We start from the raw sequence: 19,977 nt of genomic DNA, 5'->3' as shown, positions 1-19,977 counted from the left end.
AACGCAGCCAAGCTGCCTTAAATACTGTGAAAACTTGAAATGTTCTGGACGTGCCCGAAGTAGAACATGCTCAGAGATTGCAGTCTGACCGCAGTTTGTTCCGGTAGTATTTGGAATTTCACCGACAAGTCGAAGTATTGATGAAAATGGCGAGATCGTTTCTGCAAAGGTGAATATCTGAGGGGTCATTCGGGCCGCCAATATTGAGCGATTATTAACCATGGGAGCGGGTTTTACCGCTGCGCTGGCGGCTTGTAAGCGCCGCTAGGCCGTGCAAACTGGCGTCATGCAGCCTTTGCGCTTCCTGATCGTCGATGATCATCCGCTTTTCCTGGAGGCCCTGGAGATGGCCCTCCACGTTGCCTTCCCGGCCGCCCGGGTGGAAACGGCCGATTCGATCACGGCGGCGCATCTGGTATTGGCCAGGGGAGCCAGGCCGGATCTCATCCTCCTCGATCTCAAAATGCCGGACATTGCCGGCTTCGAGGGCGTCGTCAGCCTGAAGGCCGCGAGCCCGCGCACGCCGCTCTGCGTCATATCCTCGATGTCGGGCCAGGAGATCGTGCATCAGCTCCGTGATCTCGGCGCCGCGGGGTTCATCAACAAGAGCGAGAAGCGCGAGAAGATCATCGCCGCCGTGCGGCAGTTGATCGACGGCAAGGATCATTTCGGCGCTGCCGCAGAACATCCGGTGGCAGCCGGCGTGCCGGCGCATCAGCGCGAACTCGAGATCCTGGCGCGCCTGCGCGAGCTCACGCCCCAGCAATACAAGGTCCTGACCCTCATTTGCGAAGGCAAGCTCAACAAGCAGATCGCCTTCGAGCTCGACATCGTCGAGACGACGGTGAAGGCGCATATCACCTCGATTTTCAAGAAGCTCGCCATTCATAACCGTACCCAGGCGGTGCTGATCATGCAGAAGCTCAAATTGCAGGGCCTCATCGTCGATCAGCCGGAATCCGTTTTGGAGCAAGAGCGCCGCCATGCCGGCTAGGAAGGGCTTCTCCGCCGAGGCCGATCCCGCCGCCGCGGTGGCTGAGCTTTTGAGCCGCATCGAGCAACCGGACATGACGCTGGTGATCCTGTTCGCATCGCCGAGCTATGATCGTGACGCGCTGGCGGAAGCGGTCCGCCGCCGGTTGCCGGATACCCCCGTCATCGGCTGCACCACGGCGGGCGAGATCACGTCGGAAGGCTATCGCGAGAATACGCTGACCGGGGTCAGTTTCGGCGGCGCCGATTACCGCGCCAGCATCCGCCTCATCGAGGACCTCGACCGCTTCCGCATGGAAGCGGGCAATATCGTCGTGCAGGATCTTTTCACCGATCTGGGACTGGCACCCTTGTCGGCGCGCGCCATTCCGCATCAGGTTTTCGCCATGCTGCTCATCGACGGCATGAGCCGGCAGGAGGAAGTGGTCGTCTCCTCGATCAGCCGCTTCCTCGATCCGGTACCGCTTTTCGGCGGCTCGGCCGGCGACGGGCTGGATTTCGGCACGACCTGGGTGTTCGCCGACGGTGCCTTTCGCACCAACGCCGCCGTCCTGGCGCTGATCGAGACGGATTGCCCGTTCAGCGTGTTCAAGCTCGATCACTTTCGCCCTACCGACAAAAAGATGGTGGTGACCGAGGCCGATCCGGTGCGCCGGCTGGTGACCGAGATCAATGCCGAGCCCGCGGCGCCGGCCTATGCGAAGATGGTCGGTCTCGACGAGCATCAGCTCAATCCGATGACTTTCGCCGCCTATCCCGTCGTTGTGAGGGTCGGCGGCGAATATCACGTGCGCTCGATCCAGAAGGTCGAGGAGGACGGCTCGCTGCGATTCTATTGCGGCATCGACGAAGGCCTCGTGCTGACCGTGGCCGACGGCGACGACATCGCGCGTAATCTCGATTCCGCGTTGACGAAACTCGCCGCCGAGCTGGGCTCGCTCGATCTCATCTTGGGCTTCGATTGCATCCTGCGCCGGCTCGAGGCCGAGCAGAAGCAGCGGAAGCTCGATGTGTCGCAGGTGCTCAAGCGTCACGGCGTCGTCGGCTTCAGCACCTATGGCGAGCAATACCGCTCGATGCATGTCAACCAGACCTTCACCGGCGTCGCCATCGGCCGGGCCAGGCGCAAAGTGGATGAGCGCCGGGTTCCATGACGCGAGAGCCGGAAGGATTGGAAGACCGCCTGCGCAAGCTCGAGAAGATCAACCGCGCCTTGATGAGCCGCGTCGAGCGCTCGACCGATTTTTCCGGCAACGGCTTCTCATTGTTTCAGACGGCGATCGTGCTCGAAGGCCAGGTCAGCGCCCGGACCAGCGATCTCAAGCGCACTTTGGAGGATCTGTCGGATGCCTATGCGCGGCTCGAAGACGCGCGTGACGAGGCCGAGACCGCCAAGCAGAATCTGACATCGGCGATCGAGGCGGTGAGCGAGGGCTTTGCGCTGTTCGATGACGCCGAAGATCTGGTGATGTGTAATGCGCCGTTCCGGGCACTCTTGCCCGATATCGCCGCCAGGCTGGTGCCCGGCACGCCCTTTGCACGGATCGCCGACTATTTTTCGCAGAGCCGGTATCTCGTCCTTGATCAGCAGCGCAATGCCGAGGCGTGGCGGGCGGCCCGCACCGAGCTCTTCCGCAAGCCGCATGCCGCCTTCATCCAGCAGCTGTCCGGCGACCGCTGGATCCAGGTCTCCAACAAGAAGACGGAGACGGGCGCCACCGTCGTCTTCCAGACCGACATCACCGATATCGTGCGCGGCGAACGCTTACGGCGCGAGCGTGAGCTCGACGAGCAGGCGCAGCTCCTGCAGGCGACCCTCGATCATCTGCCGCAGGGCATCTGCATGTTCTCGCGCGATTTGCGCCTCAAAGCGTGGAATCATCGTTTCGTGGATCTTTTGAGCTTGCCGGTGCGCCTGGTCGTGCCTTTGGCCGGCTTCGATCGTCTGTGGGACTGGCTCGGCAAGTCGGTCTTTGCCTTCGATCCCGTGGGCGCGGGCAGGGTTGCCGGTTGGATGCGCACTCCATCCGCCGATCTCGATCCCATCGAGCTGACCAAGAGCGACGGCACGATCCTCAGCGTCAGCGGCAATGTCATGCCCGACGGCGGCATCGTGGTGAGCTTCGCGGATGTCACCGCCGCACGGCACGCCAGCGACGCATTGCGTGAGGCGAAGGAGACGCTGGAGGAGCGGGTCGAGGAGCGTACTGCCGCCTTGACTCGCGAGGTGCTGGAGCGGCGCGCCATCGAAGTCGAATTGATCAACGCGCGGGATAAGGCTCAAGATCTCACCAAGAGCAAGACGCGTTTTCTCGCGGCGGCGAGCCATGACGTGCTGCAGCCGCTCAATGCGGCGCGGATCTTTCTGTCGCTCCTGAGCGGAACCGGTCTCGATACGCGCCAGCTTCATTTCGCCGGCAAGGTGGACATGGCGTTCGGCTCCGTCGAAGAGGTGCTGGGCACGCTGCTCGACATTTCCCGTTTCGACAGTGGCAGCGTCGAAGCCAATATCGTGCCGCTCTCGGTGGCCGAGATCCTGACCACGCTGACCGCCGAATTCCAGCCCTTGGCCGACCAGAAGCAGCTCAAGCTGCGCTGCGTGCCGACGGGGTTGTTCGGCCTGAGCGATGCCAGGCTTTTGCGCCAGATCGTGCAGAATCTGATCTCCAATGCCATTCGCTATACGGCGACGGGCGGTGTGCTGATCGGGGCGCGGCGGCGCGGCGCCATGATCTCGCTCCAGGTCTGGGACACCGGCCTCGGTATTCCGGAGGACAAGCGCGATTTCATCTTCGAGGAGTTCCGCCGTCTCGGCCGGGATCTGCCCGACGCGCCCAAGGGGGCGGGACTCGGTCTCGCCATCGTACGACGCGTCGCCAGGCTTCTGGACCACCGCATCGAAGTCGTCTCCGAGCTCGGCAGAGGCTCCTGCTTTGCGATCGAGTTTCCGGCCTGTCCGGCGCCGCAGCGCGAGGCCAGGCCACCGACGGCGATGGAACGGCTGCCGGTGGATCTGGCGAGCTTCACCGCCATCGTCATCGAGAATGATCTCGTCATCCTCGAAGGCATGATGGAGCTGCTGCAGGAGCGTGGCATGCGCGCCATTCCGGCGGTATCGGCGGGCGAGGCGCTGGAGACCCTGCAGAGCCTCGACAAGACGCCGGATCTCATCATCGCGGATTATCATCTCGATCAGGGAACCGGCAGCGACGCGATCGCGGCCTTGCGCCATGCGGTCGGCCACCAGATCCCGGCCATCGTAGTCACGGCGGACCATACGGCCAAGGTGCAGGCCGAAATCCGCGACAGCGGCATCGCCTATTTGCGCAAGCCGATCAAGACGGCCGAGTTCTTCGCCCTCATCCACAAGGTGATCGCGGAGTAGCGAGGGGTCAGGCGGCAGCTTTCGCTGTCGGGATTTTCTTTATTTCGTCAGCCAGCTTCTGCTGCGCTTCCCAGAGATCGCGGGCTTGCTGCATGCGCAGCCAGATTTCCGGCCCATTGCCGCAGAATTTTCCAAGCCGTACCGCCATTTCCGGGGTGATTGGGGCGGTCTCGTTGAGTATTTTGTGCAGCATCTGGCGTGAAATGCGCAATGCTTCGGCAGCAGCAGAAATGCTGATGCCGAGTTCTGGAATAACATCTTCTCTGAGAATGGCGCCCGGATGCGTGGGCTTGCGGGTGCTCATCTGACGCTCCATTGTCGGCATTCAGTGATATTGTTCAAAATCCACATTATATGCATCGCCCTCTTCGAACTCGAAGGTAATGCACCATGGTCCGTTGACATGAACCGTGTAGCGCCTGGGATCGAAGCCCTTCAAAAGCGTGGAAATTGAAACTTGGAATATTCATGTCCTCCGGCTTTGCCGCCATTGTCAGAGTATCAAGCCTTCGGATTATGCGGGAATGAAAGCTCGGTTGAATGTGACGGGTGTTCCCCGTCGCATCAAGTTCTCGAAGTCCTTTGTGCTTCCAGCTTCTGATCATGATGTAAATCATCAATTTACAAATGTCAAGTAACGTTTTACAGCTCTTGTTGAAATTCAACCTTTATCCATTGCTTGTTCTCCATTGGCAGTGAAGTGACGGCAGACATTCCGCAGCGGGCAGTCACTGCATAGCGGTACACGGTGGCGGCAGACTTTCTGCCCATGCGATTTCATCAGCCAGTGGAGCTGATAGTGGTCGCGTTCGGTCCAGTCATTGGGAATGAGGCCGTTGAGCAGGCGATGGGCGTGAGCGAAACCGGCTTTGGCGGGAAGAAGTCCCAGGCGCTTGGCGAGCCTGAGAATATGCGTGTCGACGACGAAGATCGGCTTGCGCAGGCTGCTGAAATTGAGGGTCGCGGCAGCGATCTTGGGGCCGACGCCGGGGAGGTTCTGCAGCCATCGCCACGCAATGCCGACCGGCCAGTCCGCCAGGAAGCCGAGATCGAGCGTGCCGCGTTGTCCGTGAAGCCTGTGCAGAGTGGCGAGGAGATGTTCGGCCTTGATGGGGGCATACTGCACATCGCCAAGGAGAGTGGTGATGGCGGCGGGTTTGGCCGACAGCATCATCTCCCAGCGCGGAAATCGGGCACAAAGCCGGGCGAAGGCGTCAGCCGCAACCTCATCCCGGGTGCGTGAGCCGATGAAGGAAATGACGAACTGCTCGGTCGGCTGGTAACGCTCCTCGCCTTCGAGGAGGCCATGAAGCGGGGTGAGACCTTGGCGGATCAAGAGCAGGATCGGGTCTGGAAAAAGCTGGAGCTGCATGCTGTCTCCGCAAAGGACTAATGGAAATCCCGGCTCTTGATGAGGGCGGGTGGTACGGTGTCGAACAGATCGCCTTGCCGCAGCGTGCGCAGATCCACGGTGAGGTCGATGAAACGTTCGGCGACGACATGGATGACGAGGCCCTCGCGCTGCAGCCGCCCGCTGATGGCGAGGAACTCACCCGTCATCACCACGCGCCGGTTCTCCGCCAGCACCTGTGGCCAGACGATGATATTGGCGATGCCGGTTTCGTCTTCGAGGGTGATGAAGACGACACCTTTGGCGGTACTGGGCATCTGCCGCATGAGGACGAGGCCTGCGACGGTGACCTTGCGGTTCTGCTTCAGGGTCGGGTCACGATGCGCCGCGCTGGTGATGGCGCCGAGCTTCGTGAGATCGCTGCGGAAGAAGCTGCAGGGATGAGCCTTGAGCGACAGGCCGGTGGTTCCGTAATCATCCATCACCTCCTCGCTGAGTTGCATCTCGGGCAAGGTGATGGAAGGCTCGTGAAAGAGACCGTCTTCCATATGCGGCGCGAAGAGCGGCAGATTGCTCTCCTGAGCCGAGCCTGGCGCCTTTTCCAGATCGATATCGAGCCGGCTCAGGCGCCGCATGGCCCAGAGCGCCTTGCGGCGGTCGAGCCCTAAGGAAGTGAGCGCATCGGCTTCCGCGAGCCTTTCCAGCGTGAAGCGCGAGACGCCGCTGCGCCGCGCCACTTGCTCGAGACCCGAATAGCTGTTGCCGCGTTTGGCGATGAGTTTCTCCTCGATCTCCTCCTGCTTGAGACCGGAAACCTGGCGGAAGCCGAGCCGCACCGCCGATCGTATGTCCGAGGTGCCTTCGAGCGTGCAGTCCCAGTCACTTTCATTGATATCGACCGGCAGCACTTCGACACCATGCTCGCGCGCATCACGCACCAGTTGCGCCGGCTGATAGAAACCCATGGGCTGGCTGTTGAGGATGGCGGCGCAGAACACATCCGGATGGTGGCACTTGATATAGGCCGAGGCATAGACGAGCAAAGCGAAGCTCGCCGCGTGGCTTTCCGGGAAGCCATATTCGCCGAAGCCCTCGATCTGGCTGAAGCAGCGTTCGGCAAAGTCCGGATCATAGCCGCGTGCGGTCATGCCGGCTACGAATTTGCCACGGAAAGTGCTGACCGTGCCATTGTTGCGGAAAGTTGCCATCGAGCGCCGCAACTCATCAGCCTCGTTATGCGAAAAGCCTGCTGCCGTGATGGCGATCTGCATCGCCTGCTCTTGGAAAAGAGGCACGCCGAGTGTCCGTTTAAGGACTTCTTTCAACTCATTTGCAGGGAAGCCTGAACCTGGTGATGGATAAATGACGTCTTCTCTGCCGTCGCGCCGCTTGAGATAGGGATGAACCATATTGCCCTGGATGGGGCCCGGCCTGACGATCGCCACTTCGATGACGAGATCGTAGAACTCTTTCGGCTTGAGCCGCGGCAGCATCGACATCTGCGCCCGGCTTTCGACCTGGAACACACCGACGGAATCGGCCTTCGACAACATGTCATAGGTCGCCTTGTCCTCATATGGCAGGTCGTCCAGCGTGTAATAAGGCTTGCGATAGCGGATACGCAGCATTTCGAGCGCTTTTCTCAGGCAGCTCAGCATGCCGAGCGCCAGCACATCCACCTTCATGAGGCCGAGCGCGTCGATATCGTCCTTGTCCCATTCGATGAAGGTGCGGTCATCCATCGCGGCATTGCCGATGGGCACGGTTTCGCACAGCGGCTTCTGGGTGAGCACGAAGCCGCCGACATGCTGGGACAGATGGCGCGGAAAGCCGATGAGCTCATTGGCGAGACCGACGGCCTGGCGGATCTTCTCATTGTCGGGATCGAAGCCGGCTTCCCGCACATATTGATCGGGCATATGGCTGCCATAACCCCAGATCGTCTTGGCGAGTGCCGAGGTGACGTCCGGCGTCAGGCCCAGCGCCTGGCCCACTTCACGGATGGCGCGGCGCGAGCGGTAATGAATGACGGTGGCGCAGATGGCGGCGCGCTCGCGTGTATAGCGGTCATATATATGCTGGATGACTTCCTCGCGCCGTTCATGCTCGAAATCGACATCGATATCGGGCGGCTCCTTGCGCGCCTGTGAGATGAAGCGCGAGAACAGGAGCTTGGTCGAGCGCGGATTGACCTCGGTGACACCGAGGCAATAACACACGGTGCTGTTCGCCGCCGAGCCGCGTCCCTGACAGAGAATATATTTGCTGCGGGCGAAGGCGACGACATCATGCACGGTGAGGAAATAACGGGCATATTCGAGCTCCTCGATGATGCGTAATTCCTCACGGATATTCTGGGCGACATCTTCGGGTACATTTCCCTTGTAACGCTTGGCCGCGCCTTTCCAGGTGAGGTCGGTGAGATGCTCCTGCGGCGTCTTGCCGGGCGGCACCGGCTCGTCGGGATATTCATATTTGAGATGTCCCAGGGAAAACCGGCATCGCGCGGCAATCTCAGCGCTGCGTTGGACGGCGTCCTCATAGCCGGTGAAGAGATGCAGCATCTCCGCTTCCGATTTGAGATGACGCTCGGCATTGGCGTAAAGCCGGAAGCCCGCTTCGGCGATAGTGCATTTCTCGCGGATGCAGGTCAGCACATCGCAGAGCGGGCGCCGTTCCGGTCGATGATAGTGAACGTCATTGAGAGCGACGAGTGGTGTGCCGTGCCGCGTCGCGCAATCGGCGAGGCGGGCGAAGCGCTGCTTCTCGTCGCCTCTATGGTGATGAATGGCGCCGAGAAAGACGCGCCCCGATGCCGCTTCAGCAAGCTTGGCGAGCTGTGCCGGGAGGGCGTCATCGAGCTTGTCCGGTGGCAGCACGATCAGCATCTGGCCGTCGCTCGCGGCGCAGATCTCATCGAGAGTGATATGACATTCGGCTTTCTTGGCGCGCCGATTTCCCGCCGTCAGCAACCGGCAGAGACGGCCATAGGCATCGCGGTCGGTCGGATAGGTGAGCACTTCGAAACTGTCGACCGTGACGAGACGCACGCCGGGAAGATATTGGATCTTGCGTTTCTTGGCCTCGGAATAAGCCCGTACCACGCCGGCGAAGCTGTTGCGGTCGGCGAGGCCGATGGCGGCGAGGCCGAGTTCAGCGGCACGCTCGACCATTTCATGCGGATGCGAGGCGCCGCGCAGGAAGGAATAATTGCTGGTGACGGCGAGCTCGGCATAGGCCATGACGGCACCTCACGCGAAGAAGCCATGGACGAACCAGCGCGGCGTAGTGCTCTCGCGCGCATAGAGACCGTCGCGATAGAGCCAGAAACGCTGCCCCGCCGTGTTCTCGACGCAATAATAATCGCGCGTCAACGCGAAAGCACTGCTGCGCCACCATTCGGGAGCGATGCGCTCGGGGCCAAGGGCTGCGGCGACATCATGCAGCTTGCCGCGCCAGCGGAAGCGTCGCGGTGGTCCGTCGGGGATGAGCGCAGTGACGTCCGCCGGCTCCGCCTGAGACAGAAGCAGAGGGGGGCGGGCGCGTTCCATGTCATGGGCCCAGCTCGTTGCCGCGCGGTCCGCTTTGATTTCAGCGCGCTCCGGAATATGGCTTTCGACCGGCTTGATGTGCCGCACGCTGTCGGCGCCGAGACGCTGGCGCAACGCATCGAGAAGGCGCGTTTGAGCCTTTGTGTCTTCCTGATTGTCAGAAGGTGAGGCGAGGTCGCCTTGCTCGCTCTGCAAGATCTCGGCGGACGTGATGGAGAGGCTGACGCAGTCGAAGCCGAAGCCGGCTTCGAGCCCGCGCGTCAGACCGTCGAGCTTGAGGGTGATGAGACGCATGACATGGGCGGGATCGCGCGTCGGCGCCGCGAGCCCCAGATCGAGCTGCCGCATGTCGCCATCGACGCGATATAGGCCGAGCCGCAAGGACCGGATGCCGACGCCGTCCCGTTCGAGGGCGGGAATAAGACTTTCCATCAATTTGTGCGCCGCCGCGACGACGATCTCCTGGGTGAAGATCGGGTCGAGAAAGGAGCGCCGCGCATCATAGACAGGGGGCGGCGTTATATAATGCAGAGCCTCCGGCCTTGCGCCGAGTGCCTGGTCGAGGCGGGTGAGCAATTCCTTCTCGAAGCGTGCCGCAAAGGGCGCGCGCGGCGCGTCGATCAGCATGCCGATACGCTTGAAGCCGAGGCGGTGCAGAGCTTCATGGGTTTCGGAGCCGAGCCGCAAGGCCTTGATCGGCAGTGGTTTCAGCGCGTTTTTCTCGTGTCCATCCGGCAAAATGAAAAGCGAAGCCGAAGCCTGGTGCGACAACGCCCAGGCGGCACCTGGTGTACCGGCAATGGCGCAGCGCGCGGTGAGACCGAATTTGCGCAGGCGTTTGACGATGTCCTTGAGCAGGGCTTCTTCGCCACCGAAGAGATGTGAAGCTCCGGTGATGTCGAGGAAGAAACCGTCGCTGCCATTCTCTAGCCCCCAAGGCGCGACGGACGGCGTATAACGCGTGGCCCACAAGGCCAGGTGGCGCAAGGCGCGGGCATCCTTGTCGGCCTCGAGAGGGCGCGCCTGCAAAAGGCCGCCGGCTTTGGCGCGCGCATCGCTCAAGCCCTGGCCGGCGAAGAGACCGATCTTCTCGGCGGACGGATTCGTGGCGGCGATGCGCGGGCCGCCCGACGCATCGAGGGTCAGGACGAAAGGCCGGTCAGGCGCTATATCGCCCGATGGTGTCTGCGCCGCCAGAAAGCGCAGGATCGGCCATCGCGGCAGCCAGACTGAAACGATGCGACGCATGTAACCACTCCAACACCCACTCACCACTCGAACCATTGCGGCAGCGCTCCAGCGCTAGCCGCCAGCTTGTCGCCAGAAGACCGCCCGTCGCATCGCGCCGGGCCGGTGCCGCGGCGACGCGCCAGCGCGTTTCGGCGGCACTGGCCGCCATCGATCCGGGCGGCCGCAGCACTAGAAGCGGCCGCTTCGCCTCGCGCGCCGCGAGGCTCAAGCGCTGGCTCGTCTTGAGATCGAAATTCTGCGCGATGAGCCCGAGCGTGACGGGAACGGCGCCCGAGCGCAAAGTTTCCTCGATCGCCCAGAAGGCTTCCGTGTCATGGCGCGCCTCGACCAGCGTGAGGCGGCCGGGATCGAGGCCAAGTCCGTTCAAGCCATGACCATATAATTGGCCGGTCGCCGCAAGGCTCTGCGCCGAGCTGATGACGAAGACGGGGCCTGAGGGACTGGCTGAAACCGTGAGGGCTGCGAGAAAACCGAAGGCCGCCGGCAGGTCTTCCGGTGTGGCGGCATGGACCTCATGCAGGCTTTCGAGCGACAGACCTTGCCGGGGCAGATTTTTGTCGAGCGGAAGCCCGAAGGAGAAGAACCGGCTCTTGCCTGTGCGGGGAAGAGGCGGGGCCAGAAACCGGCGCAATTCCTCCAGGCTGGCAGGCTTTGCAGGCCGCCGGCGGGCAGGGGAAGGGGGCGCCGAGATAGGGATCATCAGGAAAGACTAGAACAAAAAAAGAACATAAACAATACAGAAGGAGGCTGACGTTGGGGTCAGTTTATCTCTCTGGAATCGTTCACTTTTGTTCTTGGCTATTCCTGCGGACCACGGGCCTGCATCAAGGGCGTGGGATCTGTCGCCGGTGTCGGGATGGCGATGCCGATCCGGGCGAGGGTATAGCGCACCCGGCGGAGTGCTTCCCGCGCCTTGGCGCCGAGCTTCACCGCGACTCCGGCGGCGAGCGTGTCGATCACCGCCAGATGCGCGTAACGCGACGGCGTCGGCACCAGCACATTGTCGCCCTCGGCGATGGTGATGGCGATGACGATATCGGCGACTTGGGCGAGCGGCGTTCCCGGCCGGGTCAGCACGATGGTGCGGGCGCCGAACGATCGCGCGATCTCGATCGCCTCGATCACCGGCTTCGAGCGGCCGCTATTGGAAATCGCGAAAGCGGTGTCGCCGGGCTTCAAGGTCGCCGCCGACATGCGCTGCTGATGGCCGTCGCTATAGGCGGAGACCGGAATCCCGAGCCGGAACAGACGCAGTTTCGCATCCTCGATCATGGCGGCCGATCCGCCGCCTTGCCCATAGAGATCGATCCGCCGGCTTTCGGCCAGGGCATCGATCGCCAGGCCGATCGTCTTGGTGTCGAGCTGGTCGAGACATTCGCGCACCGCGCCTGCCGCCCGCATCATGATCGTCTGGGCGAGCTGGCCGATATCGTCATCGAAAGCGCGGTCCGATTTGAGATAGGCCGAGGCGACGGTGAGCGTGGTGGCGAGCCTTATCTTGAATTCGGCGAAGGAACCGCAGCCGACCGATCGGCAGAAGCGGGTGACGGTCGGCTGGCTGACCTTCGCTTTCTTGGCGAGATCGGCGATGGTCAGGCGGGTGGCCGCCTCATAATCGCGCCCCACAATGACCGCGACGCGCCGCTCGGAGGGCGACAATTCGCTTTCGATACGCTCGATGCGCGAGACGATATCGATCGCCGGAGGCTGTTCCGATGCCTTTTCGCCGCGCCGCTGCACCATGATCCCGTCCTGTGGTTGCGGGCCCCCGTCTCGTAATTAAATTACAGGCTTTTGACGGTTGGGCAAGTGCGAGATGCTTGTGCGCCGCAACTTTCTTCATTTGCCGCCATTTGAATGTCGAATGTTTTCGACATGGCTATTGCGAACTCTGAAATTTTGTAACATGATTTGAGAAAATAACGATAAGCGGCGAGTCAATCCTCGCCGCAGGCCAGGAAACATGATGGATGCGACGCCCATGCGCAATGTAGCCGGCGCTTCGGACAAGAAGGCGCCCAAGATGGTCATTGCGGGCGCCACCAAATATTATCAGACTCGCACCGGCTCGGTGCATGCGCTCGACAATGTGTCGCTCGATGTGCGGGACGGCGAGTTCCTCTGCATATTGGGGCCGTCGGGCTGCGGAAAATCGACCTTGCTCTGGTCGATGGGCGGACTGCACGGTCTGACCGATGGTGAGATCAGGCTCGGCGCGGAAAAGATCATCAAGCCGCATCCTGAGATCGCGATGATCTTCCAGGATGCCAATCTTCTCCCCTGGCGCAATCTCGCCGCCAATATCGCGCTGCCATTCGAGCTCAAGCGCAAGCCGGTCGATCAGCAGCGCATCGACATGCTGCTGAAGCGCGTCAATCTCTGGGGCTTCGAATCGAAATTCCCGCGCGAATTGTCAGGCGGCATGCAGCAGCGCGCCTCGATCGTGCGCAGCCTGTCGGTCAACCCGTCGCTGCTCCTGATGGACGAGCCTTTCGGTGCGCTCGATGCCTTTACCCGCGATGAGATGAACCTGCTCATCCAGGAAATCTGGATGGAGACCGGCAAGACCATCGTCTTCATCACGCATTCCATCTCCGAGGCGATCTTCCTCGCCGACCGCGTCGTCGTGATGTCGGCGCGTCCGGGGCGCATCGCCTCTGTCTTCGACATCGACATACCGCGTCCGCGCCCGGTCGACATCCAGACGCGGCCTGATTTCATCGAACGTGTTTTGCATATCAAGGCGAGCATCGATCACGGCCGCAGCCCCAGCGACGGGCTGGCGATTACTTAAGCCGCGGGCAGGATCGGGACATCGCTCAAGGGAGGAATGGAAGTGGATAAGGCGCTGGGCGACAAAATTCCGGAATTCAACCGGAAGAAGGCCGGCGGAGGCGGCGACGGTGTCGGCCTGTCCGGCACGTCACTGGGGCTCGGCGATCACCGCACCAAGCTCGAGACGCTCGCCATTATTCTGGTCGCGGTGGTGATCATCGGCGGCGCCGAATTGCTGCTCAAATGGTTCAATGTGCCGCAATATGTGCTCCCGACCCCGAGCCTGATCATCATGGCGCTGTTCACCGAATGGGGCTTCATCTGGCCGCATCTTCTCGTCACGCTGAAGGAATTGTTGCTGGGCTTCGCCATCGGCGCCTCGATCGGCTTCGTTCTCGCCGCCGTCATCACCCAGTTTCCCTTCGTCGAAAAGATCGTCACCCCCTATATCCTGCTGCTCGTCACCACGCCGATGCTGGCGCTGGTGCCGCTCCTCATCCTCAAGCTCGGCTTCGGCAGTGAGCCGCGCATCATCGCGGTGGCGCTGGCCTCGGGCCCGATGGTGATGATCAATTCGGCGACCGGTTTCCGGCGCGTCGATCTCGCCAAGATCGCGCTCGCTCGCTCCTTCGGCGCCTCGACCTTCCAGATCTTCACCAAGATCCGCATCCCGATGGCGATGCCGATGATCATCGTCGGCCTGATGGTCGGCTCGATCTTCGGGCTTCTGACCACGGTCGGCGCCGAGATGGTGGGCGGCGCCGAGGGCCTCGGCAACCGGCTCACCTATTATTCAGCCTTGATCCGCATGCCGCAATTCTTCGCCATCATTCTCATCCTCGCCATTATCGGCATCTCGATCTATGTGCTCTTTTATTGGATCGGCAAGAAATGGGCGAGTTGGGAGACATGACGCATCAGCCCGAAAAGTGCGAAGCGGTTTTCGGACAAGCTGATGCGCAGAATAAAGTGCGTGACTGAACAACTGCACATAAGAGGAGGAAACCAGACATGACTCAGATGATGATTGGACGGCGCCGCCTGTTGAGCTTGACCGCCGCGGGCGTATCGGTCGCGGCCTTGGGCGGCCTCGGCTCCCGCAAGGCCTATGCGGCCGACACGGTGCGCTGGGTATCGCCGCGTGGCACCGTCGAGGTGCTTGACGACTATCCCTATTGGGTCGGCAAGAAGTTCGGCTATTTCGGCGACATCGAGACGACGCTCGAACCTGGCCCGTCCGATGCGACGGCCTGCGTCAAGCTCGTCGACCAGAACCAGGCCGATATGGGTTATCCCTCGCCGGGTGTCTTCTCGCTGGGCCTTGCCCAGGGCATCCCGCTCGTTTCAGTCTTCCAGATGGGCGGCGCCGATGTGTTCGACTTCGCCTTCCGCAAGGGCGAGAAGCCGGCCGACATCAAGGGTCTCGAAGGCAAGACAATCGTGCTGGGCTCGGCCGGTTGGCAGTCGATCTGCGATCCGATGCTGAAGGCGGCGGGCGTCGACATCACCAAGGTGAAATATGTCGATGGCGGCTGGCCCGCCTGGGGCACCGTGCTCTCGCAGGGCAATGGCGATGCCGCTCTGTCGTGGGAAGGCTGGCGCGCCCAGTGGAAGGGCCAGGGCCTCGATTTCGATTATTTCCTCGGCCGTGATTTCTCCAAGCTGCCCGCCAACAGCTTCGTCATCCGCAAGGCGGATTTCGAGGACGCGGCGAAGAAGGATGTCTATGCCCGTTATCTGAAGGGCTGGGCCGCCGGTCTCGAATTCGGCCGCATCAATCCGCGCGCCGCGACGCAGATCGTGATGGAGCAGTTCCCGGGTCTGTCCTCGCAGATGAACCCGGCGGTGGCGACCGAATCCATGATGCAGCTTGCCAATGTCTTTGGCGGCCGCTGGGAAGAGCGCAAGAAATGGGGCTACCACATTCCGGAAAGCTGGCAGCTCTTCTTCGACACCGCCAAGGGGATCGGCCAGATCTCGGGCGACTTCAAGGTCGACGAAGTGGTGAAGAACGATCTTGTCGATGCCGCCAACGGCTTCGACGCCGCCAAGGTCAAGGCCGATGCCGATGGCTTCGCCCTCTCCGACGACTACAAGAAAGTGAATGTCGAAGAGATCTCGAAGGCCATCTGACCTGAATCGATAAAGCGGCGGCGGCTAAAATAGGCCGCCGCCAACCTCATCTGTCCATCCGGAGAGAGGCCCATGTTCGTCTTCGACCATGTCGGCATCACCACCACTTTGCCCCAGCCCGACGAGAATTGGGTGGAGCAGAGCCGCGTGTGGGTGACCAATCCGCGCAATCACCCCGAGCAGATCGAGTTTTTGCGTTACGCCGAAGGCACGACCGTGCCCGATGCCGTCCGCAACAATCCGCATATCGCCTTCCGCGTCGACGACCTCGCACCGCATATAGAAGGGCAGGAGATTCTGATCCCGCCTTTCATCGTCGGTGATTTCCTGGAAGTCGTCTTCATCCGCAAGCACAACACCGTCTTCGAATATATGCATTATCTGAAGGAAGGCTGGTTCGGGAACTGAACCGGCCGTCTCTCTCATCCGGACAATCCGCCCCATGAGCTATCGCGCCATCTACACCTATGCCTGGGATCTGGCCGAAGCGGGCGTCGGCCGGGCCATGGATCAATTCCTGAGGCTCGGCCTCGATACGGTAACCTATGCCGGAAGCTATCACGCCGGAAAGTTTCTGAGACCACATGGGCGGACGGGCAAGGTCTACTTCCCGCAAGACGGCACGGTCTATTTCCATGCCGATCATGCGCGTTACGGCGCGATCAAGCCGGTCGCGAACTACCTGCTCAAGGAATGCGACATCCTGCGCGAGCTGACGGATGACAAACGTCTGGCGGTCAATGTGTGGCTGGTCCTGCTGCACAACACGCTGCTCGGCAGCGCACATCCCGATTCCGCCGTCACCAACGCTTTCGGTGACAAATACATCTATAACTTATGCCCCTCGGCGCCGGCGGCGCGCGCCTATGCGGTGGGCCTCTGCAAGGATGTGACCGAAAGCTACGATGTCTCAGGCATCTCGCTGGAGACGCCGGGCTTTCTCCCTTACGCGCATGGCTATCACCATGAATTCGCGCTCAACACGCCCAATCGCTGGCTCGACGGGATGCTGGGCCTGTGTTTCTGCGACCATTGCGTGAAAGGGGCAAGCAAGGCCGGCATCGACGCGGCGCGCCTGAAGGCGGAAGTCGCGCGCGATGTGAGCGATTATCTTGGAAGCGATGTCGATTATCCCGCCGACATGGCGGAAGCCTTCTGGCATGCCGACATGCTGGACGACAACGGTCTCGGCGCCTTCCTGCGCTGGCGGATGAGCGTCGTCACGTCGCTCATCGCCGAAATCCGCGCAGGCGTGCGCCAGGATATCAATGTCGCCGTCATTCCCTCGGTGGCGCGTCCAACCAGCGGCGCCTGGTATGAAGGCAGTGACCTGAAAGGCCAGGCCGAGGCGGCCGGCATCATCGAGGCCTGCTTCTATGAGCCAGGCGCTCAGCGGGTGAAGGCCGATCTCTTCGACATCAAGCGACGGTTACGCGGCAAAGGTAAACTGCGCGGCATCCTGCGGCCGGCCTATCCCGATTTCACCGGCGAAGCCGAATTCCTCACCGCGATCGAAGCGCTGGCTTCCGGCGGCGTCAACGAATTTGCTTTCTACAATTGGGGCCATTTGCGTGAGGCCAATGTCGGCCGGATCGCCAAGGCCATGAAAATTCTGGATGGGTATGCATGAGCTTCAAGGGAAAAGTTGTCGCTGTCACCGGTGCCGCGGGTGGCATCGGCCAAGCGGTCTGCCGGTACTTCGCCGGCGAGGGCGCGGTGATCGCCGCGATCGACAAGAAGGACACCGTCAGCTCCTTCGCCGATGAACTGAAGCGGGACGGCGTGAAGACGGCATACGCCGTGGCCGACATCGGCGACGCCGAGGCGGTGGCCAAGGCCTTCGCCCATCTCGCCGCCGCACTTGGCCCGGTCGACATTCTCATCAACAATGCCGGTTATTCCGATCATCCGACCTTGGCGCGGACCGATCCCAAAGGCTGGCAGGCCGATATGAACGGCAATCTCAACGGCGCCTATAATTGCGCCCATGCCGTGCTGCCCGGCATGCAGGAGAAGCGCCAGGGCTCGATCATCGCGGTGGGTTCGGTCAATGGCTTGTCGGCGCTGGGCGATCCCGCTTACAGCGCGGCGAAAGCCGGCATGATCTCGCTCACCCGGTCGCTGGCGCTCGAATATGGCCGTTATGGCATCCGCTCCAATATCGTGCTGCCGGCGACGGTGCGTACACCCTTATGGGACGCGCGCGCGAAAAAGGACCCGAAAGTCCTGGCGACACTCACCCGCTGGTATCCGCTGGGGCGGATCGTCGAGCCCCTCGATGTGGCGAAGGCCATCGGCTTCCTCGCCTCCGACGCGGCGGCGGCCATCACCGGTGTGGCGCTGCCGGTCGATTGCGGCCTGACATCCGGCAATATCGTCATGACGCGTGAATTGACGCTTGAGGATTTTTGAGAGCGCTTCCCGCCAAAGTTTCTCGACTTTGACGATAAGGAAGCGCTCAAAACTAAAAAGGGAAACACATGGACAGATTGCGCATCGGTGTCATCGGTCTGGGCTGGTTCGGCGAAATCCATTGCGACACCATTGTCGGTGTTCCCAATCTGGAGCTCGCCGCTCTGTGTACCCGCAAGCCCGACCGTCTGGCGGAACTCGCTAAGAAATATGGGGTCAAGAAAACCTATCGCGATTATCGCGATATGCTGGCCGATCCTGAGATCGACGCCGTGTCGATCGTGACCATGTGGGACCAGCATACCGAGCCCGCCATCGCCGCGCTCGAAGCGGGAAAGCATGTCTTCCTTGAAAAGCCGATGGCCTCGACGGTCGCCGACTGCAATAAAATCATCGCGGCGTCGAAGCGGTCGAAAGGCATTCTGCTCGTCGGCCATATCTGCCGCTTCAATCCGCGCTATCGCATGGCGAAGCAGGCGATCGCGGCGGGTAAGATCGGCAAGATCGTCGCCATGAGCTCTAGGCGCAACATCCCCGCCGCCTGGACGCCCGAAATTCTCAACAAGATCGGACCGATCGTCGGCGATGCCATCCACGATACCGACCTCATGCTGTGGTTCACTGGCGATCGGATCGTCAGCGCCTATGCCCAGACGGTCGATGTGCGCGGGCTCAAATTCCCGGATATCGGCCAGACGATGTATCGCTTCGCCGGCGGCGCCTCAGCGACCCTCGAAACGGTCTGGTGCATGCCGGAAAAGACGCCTTTCGACATCGATGAGCGCCTGTCGATCATCGGCACCGAAGGCATCATCCATGTCCAGGACACCTTCCCCAATCTCGGCATCGTGTCCAAGGACAAGCTGCACAGCCCCGACACGACCTACTGGCCGGAATTCGACGGCGTGCGCGGCGGGGCGCTGCGCGATGAATTTGCTTATTTCGCCACTTGCGCCTTGAATGGAAAGACGCCGAGCATGGGGCGGCCGGAAGACGCGGCCGCGGCTCTGGAAGCGACGCTCGCGGCGGAAGAATCGGCGCGCACCGGTAATGTGATCAGGATCGGAGGAAACTAGACATGGCAAATAAACGGGTTTTGGTGGTCGGCCTCGGCAATATGGGCATGAGCCACGCGCTCGCCTATACGCGTATTCCGGGCTTCGAGGTGGTCGGCGTGTGCGAAAGGCGCATTGCCCAGCGCAAGCTTCCCGAGGCGCTGAAGGACGCAAAGAAATTTGCGGATTTCGACACGGCGCTGAAAGAGCTCAAGCCCGATGTCGTGTCGATCAACACGCTGCCCGACACGCATGCCGACTTCGCCATCAAGTCGATGGAAGCGGGCGCCCATGTCTTCGTCGAGAAGCCGCTCGCCGATTCGGTCGCCAATGCCGAGAAGGTGGTGGAGACGGCGAAGCGCACCAAGCGCAAGCTGGTGATCGGCTATATTCTCCGCCATCACCCGTCCTGGATCAAATTCATCGAGATCGCCAAGAAGCTCGGCACGCCTCTGGTCTTCCGCATGAATCTCAACCAGCAGTCCAATGGCGAGACTTGGGAATGGCACAAGCGCCTGATGGACAGCTTCCCGCCGATCGTCGATTGCGGCGTGCATTATGTCGATGTCATGTGCCAGATGACCAAGGCCAAGCCCACCAAGGTGCATGCGATCGGAACGAGACTTACTGATGAAGTGGTCAAGCAGAATTACGGCATGCTGCAGGTCTCCTTCGATGACGGCTCGGTCGGTTGGTATGAGGCCGGCTGGGGTCCGATGATGAGCGAGACGGCCTTTTTCGTGAAGGACGTGATCGGCCCCAAGGGCTCGGTATCGATCGTGATGGCCGAGACCGCGGGTGCTGTGAAGTCCGACGACATCAACGCCCACACCAAGACCAATCAGATCCTCTTGCATCATGCCGACATGTCGAAGCCCGACGAGCGCATCGACATGACGGATGAGCCCGATCATGACGGCCTGTGCGAGCGCGAGCAGCGTTATCTTCTGAAGGCGATCGAGGAGAACATCGACCTCACCGATCATATGAATGACGGCGTGAAGAGTCTCAAGATCGTCGTCGCCGCCGACCGGTCGATTCATGAGGGCCAGGTCGTCACCCTGTAACTGT

Annotated in this window: 17 protein-coding genes and 1 pseudogene; 11 read left to right on the top strand and 7 right to left on the bottom strand. The window is 61.4% G+C overall.

The features are described 5' to 3' along the window. Positions 1-286: 286 nt before the first annotated feature. Genes JHL16_RS30440 through JHL16_RS30430 form a run of 3 tightly spaced genes read left to right on the top strand, consistent with a single transcriptional unit; the run spans position 287 to position 4,378 of the window. Positions 287-994: a response regulator gene (locus tag JHL16_RS30440; protein WP_200188628.1), complete on the top strand. Its 708-nt coding sequence runs from the start codon at positions 287-289 to the stop codon at positions 992-994. Further along, positions 984-2,147, top strand: coding sequence for a nitric oxide-sensing protein NosP (gene nosP, locus JHL16_RS30435; protein WP_200188627.1), 1,164 nt, complete (start codon positions 984-986; stop codon positions 2,145-2,147). Before JHL16_RS30440 ends, nosP begins: the two co-directional genes overlap by 11 nt. Further along, positions 2,144-4,378 carry a hybrid sensor histidine kinase/response regulator gene (locus tag JHL16_RS30430; RefSeq protein ID WP_200188626.1) on the top strand — a complete coding sequence of 745 codons (2,235 nt, stop codon included), beginning with the start codon at positions 2,144-2,146 and terminating at the stop codon, positions 4,376-4,378. The genes nosP and JHL16_RS30430 overlap by 4 nt, the downstream gene beginning before the upstream one ends. A 7-nt stretch (positions 4,379-4,385) precedes the next feature. Here the strand turns inward: JHL16_RS30430 and JHL16_RS30425 are convergent, their stop codons facing one another. The 7 genes and pseudogenes from JHL16_RS30425 to JHL16_RS30400 all read right to left on the bottom strand — a co-directional run bounded on the left by JHL16_RS30425 (position 4,386) and on the right by JHL16_RS30400 (position 12,274). Then, positions 4,386-4,682 carry a HigA family addiction module antitoxin gene (locus tag JHL16_RS30425; protein WP_246771214.1) on the bottom strand — a complete coding sequence of 99 codons (297 nt, stop codon included), beginning with the start codon at positions 4,680-4,682 and terminating at the stop codon, positions 4,386-4,388. Positions 4,683-4,703: 21 nt separating this feature from the next. Continuing rightward, positions 4,704-4,983 (bottom strand): annotated as a pseudogene (locus JHL16_RS35140) (type II toxin-antitoxin system RelE/ParE family toxin). A 56-nt stretch (positions 4,984-5,039) separates the two neighbouring features. Further along, complete coding sequence (locus JHL16_RS30420) at positions 5,040-5,750, bottom strand: endonuclease III domain-containing protein (protein WP_200188624.1); 711 nt, start codon at positions 5,748-5,750, stop codon at positions 5,040-5,042. Positions 5,751-5,767: 17 nt separating this feature from the next. Then, entirely contained in the window at positions 5,768-8,971 is a 3,204-nt protein-coding gene (locus JHL16_RS30415; RefSeq protein ID WP_200188623.1) for an error-prone DNA polymerase, read from the bottom strand. Positions 8,972-8,980: 9 nt separating this feature from the next. After that, a complete protein-coding gene (locus JHL16_RS30410; RefSeq protein ID WP_200188622.1) occupies positions 8,981-10,528 on the bottom strand; it encodes a DUF6504 family protein in 1,548 nt (515 codons plus the stop codon). Beyond that, positions 10,440-11,162 carry an ImuA family protein gene (locus tag JHL16_RS30405; RefSeq protein ID WP_200188621.1) on the bottom strand — a complete coding sequence of 241 codons (723 nt, stop codon included), beginning with the start codon at positions 11,160-11,162 and terminating at the stop codon, positions 10,440-10,442. The genes JHL16_RS30410 and JHL16_RS30405 overlap by 89 nt, the downstream gene beginning before the upstream one ends. A gap of 167 nt (positions 11,163-11,329) precedes the next feature. After that, complete coding sequence (locus JHL16_RS30400) at positions 11,330-12,274, bottom strand: MurR/RpiR family transcriptional regulator (protein WP_200188620.1); 945 nt, start codon at positions 12,272-12,274, stop codon at positions 11,330-11,332. Positions 12,275-12,512: 238 nt separating this feature from the next. Between JHL16_RS30400 and JHL16_RS30395 the strand changes: the two genes are divergently transcribed. The 8 genes from JHL16_RS30395 (at position 12,513) to JHL16_RS30360 (ending at position 19,973) form a co-directional block, all read left to right on the top strand. Beyond that, a complete protein-coding gene (locus JHL16_RS30395) occupies positions 12,513-13,325 on the top strand; it encodes an ABC transporter ATP-binding protein (RefSeq protein ID WP_246771213.1) in 813 nt (270 codons plus the stop codon). Between the two features lie 36 nt (positions 13,326-13,361). After that, complete coding sequence (locus JHL16_RS30390; RefSeq protein WP_200188619.1) at positions 13,362-14,219, top strand: ABC transporter permease; 858 nt, start codon at positions 13,362-13,364, stop codon at positions 14,217-14,219. 98 nt (positions 14,220-14,317) lie between these two features. Continuing rightward, on the top strand, positions 14,318-15,439 hold the full coding sequence (locus JHL16_RS30385; protein ID WP_200188618.1) for an ABC transporter substrate-binding protein: 1,122 nt from the start codon (positions 14,318-14,320) through the stop codon (positions 15,437-15,439). A 72-nt stretch (positions 15,440-15,511) separates the two neighbouring features. Next, complete coding sequence (locus tag JHL16_RS30380; RefSeq protein WP_200188617.1) at positions 15,512-15,847, top strand: hypothetical protein; 336 nt, start codon at positions 15,512-15,514, stop codon at positions 15,845-15,847. Positions 15,848-15,881: 34 nt separating this feature from the next. Further along, the gene (locus tag JHL16_RS30375) at positions 15,882-17,069 is read left to right on the top strand and encodes a hypothetical protein (RefSeq protein ID WP_200188616.1); all 1,188 of its coding nucleotides are present in this window, start codon (positions 15,882-15,884) and stop codon (positions 17,067-17,069) included. Beyond that, on the top strand, positions 17,066-17,851 hold the full coding sequence (locus tag JHL16_RS30370; protein WP_200188615.1) for an SDR family oxidoreductase: 786 nt from the start codon (positions 17,066-17,068) through the stop codon (positions 17,849-17,851). Before JHL16_RS30375 ends, JHL16_RS30370 begins: the two co-directional genes overlap by 4 nt. 68 nt (positions 17,852-17,919) lie before the next feature. Then, the gene (locus tag JHL16_RS30365) at positions 17,920-18,927 is read left to right on the top strand and encodes a Gfo/Idh/MocA family protein (RefSeq protein ID WP_200188614.1); all 1,008 of its coding nucleotides are present in this window, start codon (positions 17,920-17,922) and stop codon (positions 18,925-18,927) included. A 2-nt stretch (positions 18,928-18,929) separates the two neighbouring features. Continuing rightward, on the top strand, positions 18,930-19,973 hold the full coding sequence (locus JHL16_RS30360; protein ID WP_200188613.1) for a Gfo/Idh/MocA family protein: 1,044 nt from the start codon (positions 18,930-18,932) through the stop codon (positions 19,971-19,973). Positions 19,974-19,977 lie beyond the last annotated feature (4 nt).

The sequence above is a fragment of the Taklimakanibacter albus genome, assembly GCF_016595235.1.
In the GTDB taxonomy this organism is placed as follows: Bacteria; Pseudomonadota; Alphaproteobacteria; order Rhizobiales; family Aestuariivirgaceae; genus Taklimakanibacter; species Taklimakanibacter albus.
This window is presented reverse-complemented; position numbering and strand designations above follow the sequence as displayed.